Origin of the sequence: Mesorhizobium vachelliae (assembly GCF_033977325.1) — a bacterium.
GTDB classification, from domain to species: domain Bacteria; phylum Pseudomonadota; class Alphaproteobacteria; order Rhizobiales; family Rhizobiaceae; genus Mesorhizobium; species Mesorhizobium vachelliae.
The window spans coordinates 604422-619841 of sequence record NZ_JAVIIR010000001.1; the positions used below are offsets into that span (position 1 = coordinate 604422).

The window sequence follows — 15420 nt, forward strand, 5'->3', positions numbered from 1 at the left end:
AAAAGTGGAAGCCGGTTTTCGGACCAGACCATGCGGCAAAACAAAGGACTCTGATCATGGCTACGCCTCTCGTCGTTTCCGATGTCGCCAAAAGCTTCACCATGCATCTGCGCGACGGCGTCACGCTGCCGGTGGTGACAGGTGTCTCCTTCTCGATCCGCGCCGGCGAATGCGCCGTGCTCGGCGGCCCCTCGGGCGCCGGCAAAAGCTCGATCCTGAAGATGCTCTACGGCAACTACGCCGTCGATGAGGGACAGATCATCGTCCAGCATGGCGGCGGATTGATCGATCTCGCCTCCGCCAGCCCGCGCACCGTGCTTTCCGTGCGCCGCCACACCATCGGCTATGTCAGCCAGTTCCTGCACACCGTGCCGCGCGTCTCCGCGCTCGATGTCGTCGCCGAGCCGCTGGTCGAGCGCGGCGAGGACAGGGAAAGCGCGCGAACGAAGGCCCGTTCGCTGCTGGCGCAGCTCAACCTGCCGGAAAAACTCTGGGCGCTGCCGCCCGCGACCTTCTCGGGCGGCGAGCAGCAGCGCGTCAACATCGCGCGCGGCTTCATCACCGAGCATCCGATCCTTTTGCTCGACGAGCCGACCGCGTCGCTCGACGCCAGGAACCGCGATGTCGTGGTCGAACTCATCGCCGCCAAGAAGGCGGCGGGCGTTGCGCTCCTCGGCATCTTCCACGATCTCGATGTGCGCGAGGCTGTCGCCGACCGCGTCATCGACGTCACCGCTTTTGCCGCAGGCAGGATCGCCGCATGAGCAAAAAACTTTCGGAGACGCCGCTGATCCATCCGACGGCGCAGGTCGAAAACTCGACGCTCGGCCGCTGGACCGAGATCGCCGAGCGCAGCCGCGTCGCCGAGTGCGAGCTCGGCGACTATTCCTACATGATGCAGGACTGCGCCGTGTGGTGCGCGACCATCGGCAAGTTCTCCAACATCGCCGCCAGCGTGCGCCTCAACGCCACCAACCACCCCACCTGGCGGCCGACGCTGCACCATTTCACCTATCGCGCCTCCGACTATTGGGACGACGCCGAGCACGAGGGCGAGTTCTTTGCACAGCGCCGCGCCAGGCGCGTCACCATCGGCCACGACACCTGGCTAGGCCACGGCTCGACCGTCCTGCCCGGCGTCACCGTCGGCGATGGCGCGGCCGTCGGCGCGGGCGCCGTGGTGTCGAAGGACGTCGCGCCCTACACCATCGTCGGCGGCGTGCCGGCAAAGCCGATCCGCGAGCGTTTCGACCGCCGCACCGCCGAACGCTACCAGGCCCTCGCATGGTGGGACTGGGACCATGCAAGGCTACGTGCCGCGCTCGACGATTTCCGCGAGCTGAAGGCGGAAGCATTCCTGGAAAAATACGGCGGCTGAAGAGGTAGGTGTTTTCGCGTGTGTCCAGGAACATGCGTATATGCTAAAGTGAGGTATGTTTGAGGGGTTCATGCAGCCCTTGCGAAAAGACGTGCCGGCCCCGCCGACAGCGGCCGCGGAGCCGGGAATGGTGACCGCCTTTGTGGTCCTGGTCTTTCTCGGCAGTATCCTTGCCGCTATCTGGTTCTGATCCGTTTCCATCTCGCGCGAGAACCCTGACCGTGCCGACCATTCGTCCCGCCACACCGGCCGACACAGATGCGATCTGGTCCATTCTCGAACCTGTCCTGCGAGCCGGTGAAACTTATGCGCTGCCCCGAGACTGGAACCGCGACCAGGCACTGGATTACTGGTTTTCCGATGGCCACGACGTGTTCGTGGCGGAGGAAGCCGGCGACGTGATTGGCTGCTATTATCTCCACGCCAACCAGCGCGGCGGCGGCGCGCATGTCGCCAATTGCGGCTATGTTACGTCAACGACTTCGAGCGGGCGCGGCGTTGCTACCGCGATGTGCGAGCATTCCTTGCAACGGGCCGCCGAACTCGGCTTCCGCGCCATGCAGTTCAACTTCGTCATCAGCAGCAACGAGCGCGCGGTGAAGCTGTGGCAGCGGCTCGGCTTCGACATTGTCGGCACGATTCCGCAAGCATTCGACCATCCGCGGCTAAGCTATGTCGACGCGTTCGTGATGCACCGCATGCTGTAGGGATGTACAGCTTTCACACCGCTGACACACGACTCGGACAGGAGGCGTCTCTTGCAAGGAGATCGCCATGCTCGACACAATCAAACCCTCGCTCGCCGGATTTTTCGAAGGCTCCAATCCAAAGCCGCCGGTCCATCTCGGTACCCGTTATGACGCGTCGGGCAACTTCCTCCCGGAACCGGGCAACACCGTCGTCTGCCATCTGATCGAAGGCTCTTCTTCACAAGCTGCCATCATCGAAGCGCGCGAACGCATGCTCGCCATGCCGGATGCCGATCGCCTCGCCTTCACGCCGATCTCCAGCCTGCACATGACGCTCTTCCAGGGCATCATCGAATACCGGCGTCGCCTCCCTTACTGGCCCGCCGACGTGCCGCTCGACACCAGCATCGACGATATGACCCGCCTCTATGTCGAGCGCCTGCAAGGCTTCGAGGGACACGGCCCCTTCAAGGTCAAAATTGTCGAAATCGTTCCGACCGGCCTCACCGTCGCGGGAGCCACCGAGGAAGACCGCCTGGTGCTGAAAGCCTGGCGCGATGCCCTTTCAGTGCCGTTCGGCTACCGCCATCCAGACCACGACACCTATGTCTTCCACATCACCTTTGCCTATCAGATCCGCCGTCTCGCCGACGAGCGGGCGGCGGCCTGGCAGGATCTGTTCGACGAGAGCCTGTCCTTCCTCGAGCGGGAAGCCCCCGTGATCGAGCTCAGGCCGCCGGCCTTCTGCAGCTTCAAGGACATGAAGCATTTCGAGGAGTTGCGAGTGCTTGGCTGACGCCGATGCGTGCGGTCTCAAATTGCGAAATGGTCGTGGCACAATAACACACATCAACCTGCAATCATTGGCCTGTGACTCGTAACAAAACTGACATCATTCCGACACCTCAGCTTCATCGGCCTGCGCTAGCCAGGGTTAACAGACCTGCAAAACCGCAACGGACTGGAGCTTTGGTATGTCGGCATCATCGGCCACGCTGGAAATCCGCGGCGTAACCCGACGATTTGGCAAGAACACCGCTGTCAACGACATCAACATCTCGATCCCGCGTGGTCAGATGGTCGGCATCATCGGTCGTTCCGGCGCCGGCAAGTCGACATTGCTGCGCATGATCAACCGTCTCATCGATCCCAGCCAGGGGTCGATTTTTTTTGACGGCGCCGAGGTCTCCAGCCTGCAGGGCTCGACGCTGCGCCGCTGGCAGCGCGACTGCGCCATGATCTTCCAGCAGTTCAACCTCGTGCCGCGCCTCGACGTCTTGACCAACGTGCTGCTCGGCCGCCTCAACCATCGCTCGACGGTTTCCAATCTGCTCGGCATGTTCACGCGCACCGAATGCGCCGAAGCGGTGGCCGCGCTCGAGCGCCTCGACATCGCCCGCACCGCGCTGCAGCCGGCCGGCACGCTGTCCGGCGGCCAGCAGCAACGTGTTGCGATCGCCCGCGCCATGATGCAGCAGCCGAAGGTGCTGCTTGCCGACGAGCCGATCGCTTCGCTCGACCCGCTCAACGCCAAGGTGGTGATGGATTCGCTGCGCGACATCAACCTGCGCGAAGGCATCACCGTCGTCACCAACCTGCACACGCTGGACACCGCGCGCGCCTATTGCAACCGCATCATCGGCATGGCCGCCGGCAAGGTCGTCTTCGACGGCGCCCCGGAAGACCTCGACCGCGACGCCGTCCGCACCGTCTATGGCGCCGATGCCAGCGGCGCCGAGATCTCCGAAGCCATCACGTCGACCAGCGTGACCATCAAGCCGAAGATCACCGCATCCGCCGGACCGCTCGAACCAGCCTTTCCTGGCTACTGACTCCGCCGCCCGGCCCCAACCGGTCCGGGCAAATCGTGGATGTCGGCAGAGCAACCCGGATCGCCCGCCAGCGTCAAAGGCATGACTTGAAAAATTAGAACGCCGCCGGCGCGCAGCCGGAACAACAGGAGAGAGATCAAGATGTTCAGGAAGATGGTTTTTGGAGCGGTTTCGCTGCTCGCCATGGCGGCAAGCGCCGCGCACGCCGCCGATATCAAGGAATTCCGCGTCGGCATCCTCGGCGGCGAGAACGAGACCGACCGCCTGCGCAACTACCAGTGCCTCGCCGACCATTTGAAGTCGGAATTCGGCTTCGAGAAGGTGTCGCTGTTCCCGGCCGCCGACTATGACGGCGTCATCCAGGGCCTGCTCGGCGGCACGCTCGACTTCGCCGAGCTCGGCGCGTCCGGCTATGCCAGCGTCTACATCAAGGACCCGAAGGCCGTCACCCCGATCCTCACCACCCAGCAGACCGACGGCTCGACCGGTTATTATTCGATCGGCCTGGCGCTGAAGACTTCCGGCATCACCGACATCAAGTCGGCCAAGGGCAAGAAGCTCGGCTACGCCGATCCGGATTCGACCTCGGGCTACCTGATCCCGCTGACCCAGATTCCGAAGGACACCGGCGTCGCGAACGACACCTATTTCGCTTCGACGCAGTTCAACGGCGGCCACGAGAACAACGTGCTGGCCGTGCGCGACGGCAAGGTCGACGTGGCCGTGGACGACTCCTCGGGCATCGGCGACTTCAAGAACGGCTACACCTCCGGCACCTTCCACAAGGAAGTCTCCAAGGGCGCCGTCGACCCGAACGACTTCGTCGAAGTGTGGCGCTCTGGCCTGATCCCGAACGGCCCGCTGGTCGTGCGCACCGCGCTGGGCGACGACCTGACCGCCAAGCTCACCACTTTCTTCACCGCCCTGCCGAAGAAGGACAAGGCCTGCTTCGAAGGCGTCGAAGGTGGTGACTTCACCGGCTACGTCCCGGTGAAGCCGGACTTCTACAACGTCATCGTCGAAGCCCGCAAAGCCGCTATCGGCGGCTAAAGGCATCAGGAAAAAGGGCGGCGTTCGAAACGTCGCCCTTTTGCATGTCCAGATCATGACATCAGCGACACTCCATTCCGATGCCACCCGCCAGCAGGCCGATGCCTGGCAACGCCAGACATCGCTGCGCCGGCTCTACACGGTGCTCGGCGTCGGCCTGCTGCTCGCGGCCATGGTCGCCAGCATGTGGTTCGCCGACGAAGCCAATGCCGGCCACTTCTTCGAGCGCCTGCCGCACATCCTCGATTTCCTGAGCTGGCTGGTCCCGAAGGACTGGAACGACGTCTGGCGGGCCCTGTTCGACATCGCCTCGCCAAGTGACAAGGGCACGCAGGAGTTCAATTTCCCGCTCGGCCGCGTCTATATCTGGGGCGATTTCTACATTCCTGAATATTTCGAGCTGATGCTGACCACGGTGAATGTGGCGCTGGTCTCGACTTTCATCGGCTTCGTCTTCGCCGTGCCCTTTTCCTTCATCGCCGCACGCAATCTGACGCCGCATCCGGCTCTGAGGCTCGTCGTGAAGCGCTTCATGGAACTGCTGCGCGCCTTCCCCGAGATCGTCATTGCCGGCCTGTTCGCGGCAATCGTCTCGACCGGTCCGATCGCCGCCATCATCGCCATCGGCCTGCATTCGATCGGCGCGCTGGGCAAGCTGTTCTACGAGATCAACGAGAACATCGACATGCGCCCGGAAGAGGGCCTGCGCGCAGTGGGCGCCAACTGGTTCGAGCGCGTGCGCTTCGCCGACCTGCCGCAAGTGCTGCCCAATTTCATGTCCTACACGCTGCTCAGGATCGAGATCAACGTGAGGGCCTCGACCATTATCGGCGCCGTCGGCGGCGGCGGCATCGGCGAGGAACTGAAGCTCTCCATCTCGCGCGGCTTCGGCGCCAAGACCCTGGCGCTGGTGCTGCTCCTGTTCGTAACGATCTTCCTCATCGACCAGTTCTCCGCCTGGCTGCGGCGCAAGCTGGTTGGCGAGCAGGCTTTCCTCATGGGTGCCGGCTAACCATGATCCCGAACCGAAGGGCCGCGTTAGCGAAAAGTGGAAGCCGGTCTTCGGAGAAGATCATGGTCGGAGAAAGAGCCTGACATGGCTATGACTGTCGAGGAAATACGGGCCATCGAGGAGCGCTTTCCGCAAGTGTTCCGGCGTCCGGCCTACAAGCGCTACTGGCCGCTCCTCGTGGTCGCAGGCACCATATTTTACCTCCTCTACGCCTTGTGGTTCTTCAATCTGCCGCAGGTGATGCGCGAGTCGCATTGGGAGCGCCTGCCGCTCTTCCTGTCGCAATGGATCAGCTACGACCTGCAGCCGGAATTCCGCCTCGATCAGCCCGAGATCACGCCGAAATATCCACGTTTCTCGGCGCTCGGCGACAATCCCAATCCGAACTGGGTGATCAGGAATCCCGACGGCACCTTCACCGTGCAGATCGACGGCGCAGCCAAATCCGTCACCTTCGACAAGACCAGGGCGACGATAACGGCATATGGCGAGACGATCCCGATATCCCTCACCGGTGGCAAGCCGGTGGTGAGCGGTCCGGTGCCCGACTGGGTGACCGTGCATGACGACGAGATCGTCGCCAAGATGGGCTTTGTCGGCGAGGTGCGCGTCACCGTCGACCGCGTCAAGGTGCGCAAGCGCTTCCTCGGCTGGGCCAATTTCGTCTTCGACACGCGCTCGCCCTTCTTCGGCAAACCGGCCGGCGAAGTCATCTCCCTGATCGTCTCGGGGCCGGAGCTTAAGCCCGGCACGTCGAACCTCGCCCTGGCCGCCGACAACATCTGGAACAACGCGCAGTGGCAGCATGGCGATGTCTGGACGAAACTCCTGCAGACCATCGTCATGGCGTTCCTCGGCACGCTGCTCGGCGGCATCGTCGCCTTCCCGCTCGCCTTCTTCGCCGCCCGCAACATCACGCCGAGCGGCGTGCTCAGCCAGGTGCTGAAACGCTTCTTCGACTTCATGCGCTCGGTCGACATGCTGATCTGGGCGCTGTTCTTCACCCGCGCCTTCGGCCCCGGACCGCTGGCGGGCAGCGCCGCGATCTTCTTCACCGAGATCGGAACGTTGGGCAAAACCTATTCCGAGGCGCTGGAGAACATCGACGACAAGCCGCGCGAGGGCGTGCTGTCGACCGGCGCTAACGGCATCTTGGTGCAGCGCTACGGCGTGCTGCCGGAAGTGGTGCCGGTCTTCATCAGCCAGACGCTCTACCAGTGGGAATCCAACACCCGCGGCGCCACCATCATCGGCGCCGTCGGCGCCGGCGGCATCGGCCTGAAACTATGGGAAGCGATGCGCACCAATTCGAACTGGGCCAACGTCTTCTACATGGTGCTGCTGACGCTGCTCGTCGTCTTCATCTTCGACAACATCTCGAACTTCCTGCGCCGAAGACTGAGCCGCACGCTGCATGATTACAACCGGCTGCAGGCTGCGCGGGGGTAGCTCATCGCCGCGGAATCAAGCGAAGGGCCGGCGGGACAGCGCCCCCCTCTGCCCTACCGGGCATCTCCCCCACAAGGGGGGAGATCGGCCGTCATCGACGTTTTCGCCAATCGCCCAAGTAACAGGATTGAGCGGAGCGCCGAAGCCGCCAATCTCCCCCCTTGTGGGGGGATGTCCGGCAGGACAGAGGGGGGCGCGAAGGATCGCGACGCCCGTCGGACGGCGTTTCTAAGCCGCCTTCCTCCACCCATCCCTGATATGCATGTACCCATCCCGATACACAGCCTCAGGCGTCTCCGCGAAATCGCGCCACACCTTGGTTGCCGCAGCCAGATCCTTCAGCGAGCGTCCGAACGCCTCGATGGTCAGCCAGTCGTCATAGCCGCTTTTGCGGATCGCCGCGAAAGTCTCCTTCCACGGGATATTGCCGCGCCCCGGCACGCCGCGATCATTCTCCGAAATATGGATATGGACGACATTGCGGCGATGCTTGGTATAGGCGCTGATCGGGTCGGCTTCCTCGATATTGGCATGGAAGGTGTCGTACATCGCCTTGATGTGCGGCCGGTCGATGGTGTCGATATGCTCCGACAGGTCGGCCATGGTGTTGACGAGGTAGCATTCGAACCGGTTGAGCGCTTCGAGCCCGATGGTCACGCCTTTCTTGCCGGCATGGTCGCCGATGGCGCGCTGCGAGGCGACCGAGCGCTTCTTTTCGGCGGAAGTCGGCCCGCTGCCGGAAAAGGCGCCGAGCGTCGAATGCAGCGGCCCGCTCAAACGGTCCGCGCCGAGGGCGGCGCTGCAGTCGATCGCCCATTTCATATAGTCGATGCCGGCCTTGCGCGTCGCGGCATCCGGCGAGATCAGGTTCATCGCCGGATCGCCCATGGCCGAAACCGCGGTACGCTCCAGGCCGATGCGGTCGAGCATCTCGCCGAGTCTTTTATAGTCGTCAGGCACCCCGGCGAAGACCGGTATCTCGACCCCGTCGAAGCCGGTCGCCTTGATGTCCTTCAGCAGCGCCTCGTGCTTCTTCGAGACGCTGGTCGTCCACAAGAACATGCACATGCCGATTTTCATCGACACCCCTCCCCCTCTGACGGCTGGCCAACTCCTGCGCCAGCTAGGCCGCACTCCCCCTCATCCGGCCGCTTCGCAGCCACCTTCTCCCCGGCGGGGAGAAGGTGCTGGCGCCAGCGCCGGTCACCTCCTCTCCCCTCGGGGAAAGGTCGGATTGCCCCGAATTGCACATGCAATTCGGCTGGCAATCCAGGTAAGGGGGCGCCGCGGCTGACTAAAGCTTCGTCCAGGCCCCATTCTTCTTCGACGACTTCACGCAGGCCTCGATGAAGGCCATGCCTTCGACGCCATCCGCGATCGTCGGGAAGATCACATCCTTAGCCGGCTTGCCGCCTTTCCTGCGCGCCGCACGGATGGCGCGGGCTGCCTCCTGGTAGATGTTCGCGAAGCCTTCGAGATAACCCTCCGGATGGCCGGACGGCACGCGGCTGACGCGCGCCGCGACCGGCATTGCGCCGGCACCGGCCCGCGTGAGCAGCTGCTTCGGTTGGCCGAAGGGCGTGTACCAGAGATAGTTCGGGTCGGCCTGCACCCATTCCAGCCCGCCCTTCGAGCCGTAGACGCGCAGCTTCAGCCCGTTCTCGTGGCCGGGCGCCACCTGGCTGGCCCAGATCATGCCCTTGGCCGGATGCTTGTTGCCAACCGGCTTGAAGCGCAGCATGACGTTGACATTATCGTCGAGCTGGCGGCCCGGCACGAAGGCATCGAGATCGGCCGACAAGGAATCCAGCTCCAGCCCGGACACGAAGCGGGCAAGGTTATAGGCATGCGTGCCGATGTCGCCCAGCGCGCCGCCAGCGCCTGCCTGCTTGGGATCGGAGCGCCAGGAGGCCTGCTTCTGGCCGGTGGCGGCGAGGTCCTCGGTCAGCCAGTCCTGCGGATATTCGGACTGCACGATGCGGATGTCGCCGAGCATGCCCTTGGCCACCATCTCGCGCGCCTGCCGGATCATCGGATAGGCGGTGTAGTTGTGGGTCAGCACGAAGACCTTGCCGGTCTTCTCGACCAGTGCTGCCAGCTTCTTCGCCTCGGCCAGCGACGTCGCAAGCGGCTTGTCGCAGATGACATGGATGCCGGCCTCGAGGAAGGCCTTGGCCGCCGGCACATGCACATTGTTTGGCGTCACGATCGCCACCGCCTCGATGCCGTCGGGACGCTTGGCCTCGGCCTTGGCCATCTCGGCATAGGAGCCATAGCTGCGTGACGGATCGAGCCCGAGTTCTTCGGCCGACGCCTTTGCCCGTTCCGGGTTCGACGACAATGCGCCGGCCACCAGCACGAAGTCGTTGTCCATGCGCGCTGCGATGCGGTGCACCGCGCCGATGAAGGCGCCCTGCCCGCCGCCAACCATGCCGTAGCGGATCGGGCCGCCTCCCGCTTCCGACTTCGATGCGCCGACCATTTTTGTCCTCTCTCTTTGGTGTCACCTCCCCCTTGAGGGGAGGTCGATCCGCGCAGCGGATCAGGTGGGGTCGCCCGGCGTGGAGTTCGGCATGAACCGACCCTTCCCGGCCCCTTCGGGCTACCCTCCCCTCAAGGGGGAGGGAAGGCAAGCGTCAAATCCCCATCATCGCGCGCAGCAGCTTCTTGTCGGTGGTACCGGCGGCGAAATCGTCGAAGGCTTTCTCCGTCACCCGGATGATATGGTGCTGGATGAAGGGCGCTCCTTCAGCCGCGCCGTCCTCCGGATGCTTCAGGCAGCACTCCCATTCCAGCACCGCCCAGGAATCGTAATTGTACTGGGCAAGCTTGGAGAAGATGCCGCCGAAATCCACCTGGCCGTCACCAAGCGAACGGAAGCGACCTGCCCGGTTCACCCAGCCTTGGTAGCCCGAATAGACGCCCTGCCGTCCGGTCGGGTTGAACTCGGCATCCTTGACGTGGAAGGCCTTGATCCGCTCGTGGTAGATGTCGATGAATTCCAGATAGTCGAGCTGCTGCAACAGGAAGTGCGACGGGTCGTAGTTGATGTTGCAGCGCTTGTGGCCGCCGACCGCGTCGAGGAACATCTCGAAGGTGGCGCCATCGAACACATCCTCGGAAGGGTGGATCTCGTAGCCGACATCGACACCATTGTCCTCATAGACATCGAGGATCGGCTTCCAGCGTTTGCCGAGCTCGTCGAAGGCTTCCTCGATCAGCCCGGCCGGCCGCTGCGGGAAGGGATAGAGATAAGGGAAAGCCAGCGAGCCGGTGAACGACACCGAAGCGTTCAGCCCGAGATTGCGTGAGGCCTTGGCGCCGAACTTCATCTGTTCGACAGCCCACTTTTGCCGCTCCTTGGGATTGTTGTGCACCGATGGCGGCGCGAAGCCATCCATCTGCGCGTCATAGGCCGGATGCACCGCGACCAGTTGACCCTGCAGATGCGTCGACAGCTCGGTGATCTCGACGCCGGCCTCAGTGCAGATGCCTTTCACCTCGTCGCAATAAGCCTTCGACGCCGCCGCCTTCTTGAGGTCGAACAGGCGTCCGTCCCAGGTTGGGATCTGCACGCCCTTGTAGCCCAGCCCTGCCGCCCATTTGGTGATCGAAGCCAGTGAGTTGAACGGCGCGGCGTCGCCCGCGAACTGCGCCAGAAACAGGCCGGGACCCTTCATCGTCGTCGGCATTCGGCATCCTCCCTCTTTTGTTTCGCGACCAAGCATAGCGCCGATTGGAATGAGGACCAGCCCGTTTGGTCAATCTTGCCGGCATCCAACCGCCATGTCATTCTGGTATTACCAAATCCCATAATTCGGTCAAGCGCTTGAAAAGCTGGAAGGAGGGTTTGGCAGACAATCAGAAAAAAGAAATTACCTCGATAAATCATAGGATTGACTGAGGTATGCCTCCTCCTCAGCGCACTTCTTGCCGCGCATGAAAATTTGCTGTAGAGGTCATGGCAGGCCCAATTGGTCGAACCAGTTTCGAGGAAAATGCTGGCAACGCCTTGGGGAGGAGTCGTGCGGCCGCCTCGACCGGAGGCGTCGCGGGGTGAAACGTGACAGGCGAATTCTGGGAAGGATAGACCATGCATCTTTCGACGCACAATTGGATGCGGGCGGAGCCGCTGGAGGTGACGCTGAAGCGCATCAAGAAACTCGGCTACGAATCGATCGAGATTTCCGGCGAGCCCGAGCAGTACAAGACCAAGGAGACGCGCGCGCTGCTCAAGGAGCACGGCATCCGCTGCTGGGGTTCGGTGACGCTGATGCTGGGCGAGCGCAACCTCGCCGCCAGGGACCAGGGCCAGCGCGAGCGCTCGGTCAAATACGTCAAGGACGTGCTCACCATGGTGAGCGAGCTCGACGGCGAGATCATCACGCTGGTGCCCGCGACCGTCGGCAAGGTCGTGCCGGACGGCACCGAGGCGGAGGAATGGGGCTGGGTGGTCGACGCCACGCGCGAATGCTTCACCCATGCCAAGAAGGTCGGCGTCAGGATCGCCGTCGAGCCGCTCAACCGCTTCGAGACCTATCTCTTCAACCGCGGCGCCCAGGCGCTGGCGCTCGCCGACGCGGTGAGCCCCGAATGCGGCGTCTGCCTCGACGCCTACCACATCCACATGGAGGAATTTAACGTCTATGACGCGATCCGTCAGGTCGGAAAGCGCCTGTACGACTTCCATGTCGCCGACAACAACCGCTTCGCCGCCGGCCTTGGCCAGATCGACTGGCCGAAGATCGTGCGCACGCTGAAGGAAGTCGGCTATGACGGCGCGCTGACCAACGAATTCGTCGCGCCCGTCGACCGCACGCCGGCCGCACCCTATCCGGAAATGGTCGAGCGCAATCCGGTCGACATCTCGCCCGAGCAGCTCAAATTCATCCAGGACCACGGCTCCAGCCTGCTCACGGAAAAATTCTACACCGACCAGATGCGCATCACCGCCGAAACGCTGCTGCCGCTGATCAAGTGACCTCCGACTGAAACCTGTCCCTTCCGCCCGGCGGGCGGAGGGGCCGAAGGAAAGACATGCGCATCAATAGCGTAGAGGCCTGGTGGGTTCGTATCCCGATCGAAGTCGCGAAGCAGCATCGCAGCGACTTCGGTCAGGTGACGACGTTCGACGCCGCCATTGTGCGCATCGAGACCGATGACGGCCTGGTCGGCTGGGGCGAGGGCAAGAACGCTGCCGGCAGCGCCGGCAGCTATGGCGCGCTCGTCCATATGCTCAACCACGAGATCGGCCCGCAGCTCATCGGCCGTGATCCGGCCGACATCGGCATCATCTGGGAGATGCTCTACAACGGTGTACGGCACGAGACGGCGGCGCATGCGGGCCATGCCATGCCGCAGTTGGCGCGGCGCGGCATGAGCGTGGCGGCGATCAGCGCCATCGACATCGCGCTCTGGGACATCCTCGGCAAGTCGCTCGGGCAGCCCGTATGGCGGCTGCTCGGCGGCCGTAAGGTCGAGCGCATGCAGGCCTACGCCTCGGGCGGCTGGGCCTCCGCAGACGCGATCGGCGAGCAGTTGAAATCCTACATCGCCAAGGGCGGCTTCAAGGCGTTGAAGATGCGCGTCGGCGCTATGGACGGCGCCCCGCATGTGTCGGCCGCGCGCGTGCGCGCCGCAAGGCAGGCGATCGGGCCCGACGTCGATCTGATGGTCGACGCGCACGGCACCTACACCGTTGCCGAGGCCAAGCGCTTCATCAAGCTCACCGCCGATCTCGACCTAGCCTGGTTCGAGGAACCGGTGATCGCCGACGACAAGCCGGGCATGGCCGAGGTGCGCGCCTCGGGCTCGACGCCGATCGCCACGGGCGAGAGCGAGGCGACGCGCTACGCCTTCCGCGACCTGGCGGTGCTGAAATCGGCCGACATCTTCCAGCCGGACCCGGCGTTCTGCGGCGGCATCAGCGAGGCGATGAAGATCGGCACCATCGCCAGCGCCTTCAATCTGCGCTTCGCGCCGCATCTGTGGGCCGGCGCGCCCTGCTTCTTTGCCGGGCTGCATGTGTGCGCCGCCTCGCCCGCCAGCTTCATCATCGAATATTCGCTCGGCGCCAATCCGATGATCCACGACCTCGTCGAGGAGACTGTCGAAGCGAAGGACGGTATGATAGCGATCCCTGAAAAGCCCGGATTGGGTTTCACTATCTCGGGACGATTCCTGGAGGCGCACGCGCAACGTATTTGACGATGAAAGAAAAGAACCTTCTCGCGGAACTTGCCGCCTATCTCTTCTCCAACTCGGACAAGGAGTCCGGCCGCACGCCGTCGGAGCGCGAGCTGGCGGAGCATTTTAGCGTCAGCCGCGGCCAGATCCGCGAGGCGCTCGCCATCCTCGAGGCCATGCGCATCGTTGAGCGGCGCGCCAAGTCCGGCATCTATATCGACACCAAGCAGGCGAGCGTGGAAGCGCTGGCGCTGTTCGCCCGCGCCGGCCTGCCGCTCGATCCGGTGCAGATCTACGAAACCGTCGAGCTGCGCAAGATCCATGAGATCAAAGCGGCCGAGCTTGCCTGCTCGCGCGCCACGGAAGAAAACTTCGAACGCCTGCGCGAGGTCCTGAAGGCCTCCGAAGAGCGCATCGCCGCCGGCGAAGGTCTCGCCAAGGAGGACCGCGAGTTCCACCTCGAGATCGTGCGCGCCACCAAGAACAGCGTCTTCCACAACATCTGCAGCGTCTATTACCTGATGGGCGAGCAGCGCCTGCCGATCTATTTCAACGACCCCGAGCGCAGCGTGCGCTCGCACGCCGAGCACATCCAGATCTATGAGGCGCTGCTGCGCCGCGACGGCAATCTCGCCCAGGCCCTGATGAACGCCCATCTGCAGGGCGCCGAGAGCTACTGGAAGGGCATCATCGAAGGCCGCGGGATGGAACCGAAAAGCGCTGCGCTCGAGAAAGCTTGAGCATTTTTGCAGCCAAGCGCTTTCGCTTGGCGTCGCAGAAATGCGGTCCAAAAAGGAACCTTGATGCGCAAGATCCTGTCGACGCATCCGCTGCATCCGCGCGCCACGGCCATGCTGGCAGGCGCCGGCCGGCTTGAGGTCGCTTCCGCGCTCGATCCCAGGACGCTGACTGGGGAGGCCCGCGACGCCGATATCGTCATCGTGCGCGCGCCGTTGCCGCCGGAGCTGTTTGCGGGCGCTTCGAGCCTGCGCGCCGCGATCCGCCACGGCGCCGGGCTGGACATGATCCCGGTCGAGGCGGCGACCGCCGCCAGCGTGCTGGTGGCGAACGTGCCGGCGGTCAACGCCCGCTCGGTCGCCGAGCATGTGATGTTCACCGCCCTTGCCTTGCTGCGGCGCTTCCGCGTGATGGACCGCGACCTGCGTGCCAAGGGCTGGCTCGCCGGACGCGAGCATGCCAATTCCACCAGCGAGCTTGCCGGCAAGACCATCGGCATCGTCGGCCTCGGCGCCGTCGGCCAGGCCGTCGGCCATATCGCCGCGCACGGCTTCGACCTCAATGTCGTGGCGACCACGCGCAGCCTGCGGCCGGCGCCTGAACGTGTCGGCTTCCTGTCGATCGACGCACTGGTCGAGCAGAGCGATATCATCGTGCTCTGTTGCCCGCTGACGGAGGAGACGCGCGGCCTGATCAGCCGCGAGCGCATCGCCCGCATGAAGCCCAATGCGCTGCTGATCAATGTCTCGCGCGGCCCGGTGGTGGACGACGAGGCGCTGATCGAAGCCTTGCAAAAGGGCCGCATCGGCGGCGCCGCGCTGGACGTCTTTTCCACGCAGCCGCTGCCGCCAAACCATCCTTATTTCGGCTTCGACAATGTCATCGTCACCCCGCATATGGCCGGCATCACCGAGGAATCGATGATGCGCATGGGTGTCGGCGCGGCGAACGAGGCGCTGCTGGTGCTTGCCGGCAAGCTGCCGGTCAATCTGCGCAATCCGGAGGTCGTAGAGCATTATCGCCGGCGCTTTCCGACCGGCGGTTAGCCCATCGCGGTTTTGCCCCAATTGTCCGCGACGTTGAAAA

The 15420-nt window shown here is 63.8% G+C and carries 15 protein-coding genes; 12 read left to right on the plus strand and 3 right to left on the minus strand.

Annotated features, from left to right (window positions below):
• The first annotated feature begins 56 nt into the window (after nt 1-56).
• From phnL to phnE (RFM41_RS03045), 8 genes are all read left to right on the plus strand, one after another.
• The gene (phnL, locus tag RFM41_RS03010; RefSeq protein ID WP_320246090.1) at nt 57-764 is read left to right on the plus strand and encodes a phosphonate C-P lyase system protein PhnL; all 708 of its coding nucleotides are present in this window, start codon (nt 57-59) and stop codon (nt 762-764) included.
• Entirely contained in the window at nt 761-1378 is a 618-nt protein-coding gene (locus tag RFM41_RS03015; RefSeq protein ID WP_320246091.1) for a DapH/DapD/GlmU-related protein, read from the plus strand. Before phnL ends, RFM41_RS03015 begins: the two co-directional genes overlap by 4 nt.
• 215 nt (nt 1379-1593) lie before the next feature.
• Nucleotides 1594-2085 (plus strand): GNAT family N-acetyltransferase, encoded by a 492-nt coding sequence (locus tag RFM41_RS03020; protein ID WP_320246207.1) that lies wholly within the window; start codon nt 1594-1596, stop codon nt 2083-2085.
• 67 nt (nt 2086-2152) lie between these two features.
• A complete protein-coding gene (locus tag RFM41_RS03025; RefSeq protein WP_320246092.1) occupies nt 2153-2863 on the plus strand; it encodes a DUF1868 domain-containing protein in 711 nt (236 codons plus the stop codon).
• Nucleotides 2864-3041: 178 nt separating this feature from the next.
• The gene (gene phnC, locus RFM41_RS03030; RefSeq protein ID WP_320246093.1) at nt 3042-3899 is read left to right on the plus strand and encodes a phosphonate ABC transporter ATP-binding protein; all 858 of its coding nucleotides are present in this window, start codon (nt 3042-3044) and stop codon (nt 3897-3899) included.
• A gap of 141 nt (nt 3900-4040) precedes the next feature.
• On the plus strand, nt 4041-4949 hold the full coding sequence (gene phnD, locus RFM41_RS03035) for a phosphonate ABC transporter substrate-binding protein (protein WP_320246094.1): 909 nt from the start codon (nt 4041-4043) through the stop codon (nt 4947-4949).
• Nucleotides 4950-5004: 55 nt separating this feature from the next.
• A complete protein-coding gene (phnE, locus tag RFM41_RS03040; protein ID WP_320246095.1) occupies nt 5005-5961 on the plus strand; it encodes a phosphonate ABC transporter, permease protein PhnE in 957 nt (318 codons plus the stop codon).
• Nucleotides 5962-6051: 90 nt separating this feature from the next.
• The gene (phnE, locus tag RFM41_RS03045) at nt 6052-7410 is read left to right on the plus strand and encodes a phosphonate ABC transporter, permease protein PhnE (RefSeq protein ID WP_430691498.1); all 1359 of its coding nucleotides are present in this window, start codon (nt 6052-6054) and stop codon (nt 7408-7410) included.
• A 228-nt stretch (nt 7411-7638) separates the two neighbouring features.
• Here the strand turns inward: phnE (RFM41_RS03045) and RFM41_RS03050 are convergent, their stop codons facing one another.
• The 3 genes from RFM41_RS03050 to RFM41_RS03060 all read right to left on the minus strand — a co-directional run bounded on the left by RFM41_RS03050 (nt 7639) and on the right by RFM41_RS03060 (nt 11102).
• On the minus strand, nt 7639-8490 hold the full coding sequence (locus RFM41_RS03050; RefSeq protein ID WP_320246097.1) for a sugar phosphate isomerase/epimerase family protein: 852 nt from the start codon (nt 8488-8490) through the stop codon (nt 7639-7641).
• 214 nt (nt 8491-8704) lie between these two features.
• On the minus strand, nt 8705-9892 hold the full coding sequence (locus RFM41_RS03055; RefSeq protein WP_320246098.1) for a Gfo/Idh/MocA family protein: 1188 nt from the start codon (nt 9890-9892) through the stop codon (nt 8705-8707).
• Nucleotides 9893-10046: 154 nt separating this feature from the next.
• Nucleotides 10047-11102, minus strand: a complete 1056-nt coding sequence (locus tag RFM41_RS03060) for a sugar phosphate isomerase/epimerase family protein (protein ID WP_320246099.1) — start codon at nt 11100-11102, stop codon at nt 10047-10049.
• Nucleotides 11103-11503: 401 nt separating this feature from the next.
• Between RFM41_RS03060 and RFM41_RS03065 the strand changes: the two genes are divergently transcribed.
• The 4 genes from RFM41_RS03065 to RFM41_RS03080 all read left to right on the plus strand — a co-directional run bounded on the left by RFM41_RS03065 (nt 11504) and on the right by RFM41_RS03080 (nt 15380).
• Nucleotides 11504-12391, plus strand: coding sequence for a sugar phosphate isomerase/epimerase family protein (locus RFM41_RS03065; protein ID WP_320246100.1), 888 nt, complete (start codon nt 11504-11506; stop codon nt 12389-12391).
• Between the two features lie 56 nt (nt 12392-12447).
• Nucleotides 12448-13617, plus strand: coding sequence for a mandelate racemase/muconate lactonizing enzyme family protein (locus RFM41_RS03070; protein WP_320246101.1), 1170 nt, complete (start codon nt 12448-12450; stop codon nt 13615-13617).
• Nucleotides 13618-13619: 2 nt separating this feature from the next.
• Entirely contained in the window at nt 13620-14336 is a 717-nt protein-coding gene (locus RFM41_RS03075; protein WP_320246102.1) for a FadR/GntR family transcriptional regulator, read from the plus strand.
• 63 nt (nt 14337-14399) lie between these two features.
• Complete coding sequence (locus tag RFM41_RS03080) at nt 14400-15380, plus strand: hydroxyacid dehydrogenase (RefSeq protein ID WP_320246103.1); 981 nt, start codon at nt 14400-14402, stop codon at nt 15378-15380.
• The last annotated feature ends 40 nt before the right edge of the window (nt 15381-15420 follow it).

What these genes read in the sequence shown, in the direction of transcription:
- phnL (WP_320246090.1), top strand. Translation starts at nt 57, where the DNA reads ATGGCTACGCCTCTCGTCGTTTCCGATGTCGCCAAAAGCTTCACCATG.
- RFM41_RS03015 (WP_320246091.1), top strand. Translation starts at nt 761, where the DNA reads ATGAGCAAAAAACTTTCGGAGACGCCGCTGATCCATCCGACGGCGCAG.
- RFM41_RS03025 (WP_320246092.1), top strand. Translation starts at nt 2,153, where the DNA reads ATGCTCGACACAATCAAACCCTCGCTCGCCGGATTTTTCGAAGGCTCC.
- phnC (WP_320246093.1), top strand. Translation starts at nt 3,042, where the DNA reads ATGTCGGCATCATCGGCCACGCTGGAAATCCGCGGCGTAACCCGACGA.
- phnD (WP_320246094.1), top strand. Translation starts at nt 4,041, where the DNA reads ATGTTCAGGAAGATGGTTTTTGGAGCGGTTTCGCTGCTCGCCATGGCG.
- phnE (WP_320246095.1), top strand. Translation starts at nt 5,005, where the DNA reads ATGACATCAGCGACACTCCATTCCGATGCCACCCGCCAGCAGGCCGAT.
- phnE (WP_430691498.1), top strand. Translation starts at nt 6,052, where the DNA reads ATGACTGTCGAGGAAATACGGGCCATCGAGGAGCGCTTTCCGCAAGTG.
- RFM41_RS03050 (WP_320246097.1), bottom strand. Translation starts at nt 8,490, where the DNA reads ATGAAAATCGGCATGTGCATGTTCTTGTGGACGACCAGCGTCTCGAAG.
- RFM41_RS03055 (WP_320246098.1), bottom strand. Translation starts at nt 9,892, where the DNA reads ATGGTCGGCGCATCGAAGTCGGAAGCGGGAGGCGGCCCGATCCGCTAC.
- RFM41_RS03060 (WP_320246099.1), bottom strand. Translation starts at nt 11,102, where the DNA reads ATGCCGACGACGATGAAGGGTCCCGGCCTGTTTCTGGCGCAGTTCGCG.
- RFM41_RS03065 (WP_320246100.1), top strand. Translation starts at nt 11,504, where the DNA reads ATGCATCTTTCGACGCACAATTGGATGCGGGCGGAGCCGCTGGAGGTG.
- RFM41_RS03070 (WP_320246101.1), top strand. Translation starts at nt 12,448, where the DNA reads ATGCGCATCAATAGCGTAGAGGCCTGGTGGGTTCGTATCCCGATCGAA.
- RFM41_RS03075 (WP_320246102.1), top strand. Translation starts at nt 13,620, where the DNA reads ATGAAAGAAAAGAACCTTCTCGCGGAACTTGCCGCCTATCTCTTCTCC.
- RFM41_RS03080 (WP_320246103.1), top strand. Translation starts at nt 14,400, where the DNA reads ATGCGCAAGATCCTGTCGACGCATCCGCTGCATCCGCGCGCCACGGCC.